Origin of the sequence: Thermus thalpophilus (assembly GCF_022760915.1) — a bacterium.
Lineage (GTDB): Bacteria > Deinococcota > Deinococci > Deinococcales > Thermaceae > Thermus > Thermus thalpophilus.
The window spans coordinates 1-2817 of record NZ_JAKTNS010000071.1; the positions used below are offsets into that span (position 1 = coordinate 1).

Annotated in this window: 1 protein-coding gene and 2 pseudogenes; 2 read left to right on the forward strand and 1 reads right to left on the reverse strand. The window is 61.5% G+C overall.

Translation table 11 applies throughout. The features are described 5' to 3' along the window. Window positions 1-150: 150 nt before the first annotated feature. A pseudogene (locus tag L0D17_RS12930) lies at window positions 151-972 on the forward strand (DUF4277 domain-containing protein). Window positions 973-1118: 146 nt separating this feature from the next. On the opposite strand, the gene L0D17_RS12935 reads toward L0D17_RS12930, so the two are convergent. After that, window positions 1119-2249, reverse strand: a complete 1131-nt coding sequence (locus L0D17_RS12935) for a PQQ-dependent sugar dehydrogenase (protein ID WP_243095670.1) — start codon at window positions 2247-2249, stop codon at window positions 1119-1121. Between the two features lie 154 nt (window positions 2250-2403). Here L0D17_RS12935 and L0D17_RS12940 point away from each other — a divergent pair. Then, window positions 2404-2817: pseudogene (locus L0D17_RS12940) on the forward strand (transposase); the annotation flags it as partial.

Consider the following 2817-nt stretch of genomic DNA (forward strand, 5'->3'; position numbering starts at 1 on the left):
GGTCCACGGGGCACCTCCTCGTGCTAAGGTGTGCCCCCCTATTAAACACGGACCCTTACACATAAATCCTTACACGACCTCACCAGCTCCAGCTGGCCCTCCCTAGACCCCACATTCCGCACCTTCCCTCACCACTCTTAGGATTTAGGGATGGAGCCCTCACCCGCTTTAGAGGTTTACTACCAGGCCCAGGTGGGCCTGGTGGCGGGCATCATGGACCGCAGGGCCTAGACTGGGGGAGAAGGTCTCCACTCAAGGCCGCCGTCCTGAACGCCCTGGGCTTCGTCGCCTCTCCCCTGTACCTCTTTGGCCACTTCTTCCAAGGCAAGCCCACCGAGCACCCCCTGGGCCCTGGGGTCACCCCGGAGCGCTTGAACGATGACCGCGTGGGCCGGATGCTGGACACCCTGTACGAGGCTGGGGTGACGGAGGTGTTCCTGGAGATCGCCAAGGCGGTGCGGGGGGAGGTGGCCGGGGAGCACCCTGTGGCCCTTCGGGTGGTGCGCGGGTACAGCCGGGACCATCGGCCGGAGCTCAAGCGGTGGGTGGTGAACCTGGCTTGCGCCGACACGGGGGGCATTCCCCTGCTTTACGCCCCGGGGGATGGGAACCCGTCGGATCGGGAGGCGTTGGTTTCCCTTGCTGCCGGGCAACCGGGGGTGGGAGCGGGGCTTTCGCTTTCTGAAGGGCCCCTTGTTCTTCGCGGAGAGCACCTCCTTGAAGCGGTCGGAGCGGGTGATGGTCCTGGGGATGGTGATGGCGGTGGCCCTGTTGGTGTACGCCCTGGGGGCGTGGGTGCCGGACCAGGAGGGGAGACCCGTGCTAAGGCCCACGTTGCGGTGGGTGTTCCAGTACTTCCTCTGGGTGCGCTTGGTGGTCCTTGGGGGAAAGCCCTTGGTACTCAGCCTTTCCCCACACCACGAAGCGGTGGTTCGGCTCCTGGGGGTGGAGCGATATTATCTCCTCACATGAAGAAGGGTGCGGAATGTGGGTTTGAGTAAATGTGCTGTACAGGAAGGCGGTTGGAGCTTATTCCCCCAACAAACATGCAACTCTGCCCCTCCCCGATACGACTTCAAAGCCGCTTGGCAGAGGGGCAGTGCAAGACCTAGTCCTGACTACTTCCCCGTATAGGTAATGCGGTAGATCACCCCAGCAAAGTCGTCAGAAACCAGGAGCGAACCATCGGGGAGTTCTTTCACGTCTACTGGCCGCCCCCACGCACCCGTCGGCCCCAACCAGCCCGTGGCGAACGGCTGCTGCCGAACAGGGTTGCCCTTGGCATCAAATTGAATAAAGAGCAGGTCGTAACCCACAGGCGTGCTACGGTTCCACGAACCATGCCTAGCTACGAAGGCCCCACTACGGTAGGGCTCGGGAAAAACTTTACCCCGGTAGAAGTGGATTCCCAAGGTAGCCGAGTGTGCCTGGAACTCCATGACGGCAGGGGTGACGGGCATGGGGGGCTGCTTGTCTTCGTAACCCGGGCTCTTCACCTTGCCTCCTGCAGTGGCCACATACGGGAAGCCGAAGAATAGCCCCGGTCGGTCAGCACGAATTAGCGTGTCGGGTGGAACATCGTCGCCCATCCCATCCGCTCCGTTATTAGTGGCGTAGAACACACGCGTTCTCGGGTGCCAGTCCATACCCACGATGTTGCGCTGCCCAGACAAGAACACTTCAGGGTTGCTACCGTCAAGGTTCATGCGCAAAACGGTTCCCTCATACCCTTCAAGGTCGCAGATGTTGCAGGGGGCCCCCACGGCCACATAGAGCTTGTTGTCAGGACCTATCCGGATGTAGCGCCACCCGTGGAGCGCCTTGTCAGGCAACTTGTCGAAGATCACGTCTGGAGGAAAGGGCTTATAGAGGTCAAACTCCGCTGCCGCGTAGCGAAGGATGCGGTGTTGCTCAGCCACATAAAGGAATCCGTTCTTGAAATCCACCCCGTTTGGTACCTTTAGTCCGGTGGCATATTTGATCACCTCGTCAGCCACCCCGTTCTTGTCCCGGTCTACTACGGCGTACACCGTGTCCTGACGGGTACCCACAAAGACCACGCCTAGCGGACTGCTAACCGTCATAGACCGGGCCCCAGGAACCCAGGCAAAAATGGAAATCTTAAACCCTTGGGGAAGCCTAATTTGGGGAAGCAGGGACTCTATCCGGGGCTGTTGTGCAAGGCCGGACCAAAAGCCAAAAGCAAGAAGAATCGCCAAAACGACCCCTTGGCCGACAAACCGTTTCATTTTCCACCTCCTAACTTAGGTTAGTGGAACCCTAGCTTTAGGTCAAGTAGCCTTGGGCTTGCCTTGCAAACTTCGTGTACGGTATACATCCTAGCGCCATGGGCAAGCGCGGCTTTCCCCAGCGAGAGCCGAGCCCCAAAGAGGTCCTCACCCACGGTACTGCAGGGGGGAGGAGGTGCGGCGGGCGCGGGGACACAGCCGGCTCCTGGCCCTGGTGCGGTGGGAGCGGGGGAGGAAGCTCCTTTGACCCTTTGGGAGGAGTGTGGGGACGGGGTTTGCTTCCGATACGGTCTTGGGGGCATGGGCCTTGGGGAGGTTTGGTCCCCGTGGGGGGACGTTGGTGGCGGACGCGGGTTTTGACGGGCAGGAGGTGTGGGGGAGGGTGGCGGAGCTAGAGCTCCATCCGCGGATTCGGTTGCGGGGAGGGGGTGAGGCGCGGGATGGGTTGCGGGCCTGGGGGCGGGAGGTGTGGGACCCGGCGGTGTACCGGTTTCGTGGGGTGGTGGAGGGGGTGTTTGGGGGGATGAAGACGGGGCTTAGGGGTGGGTATTTGGCGGAAAGGAAGCCC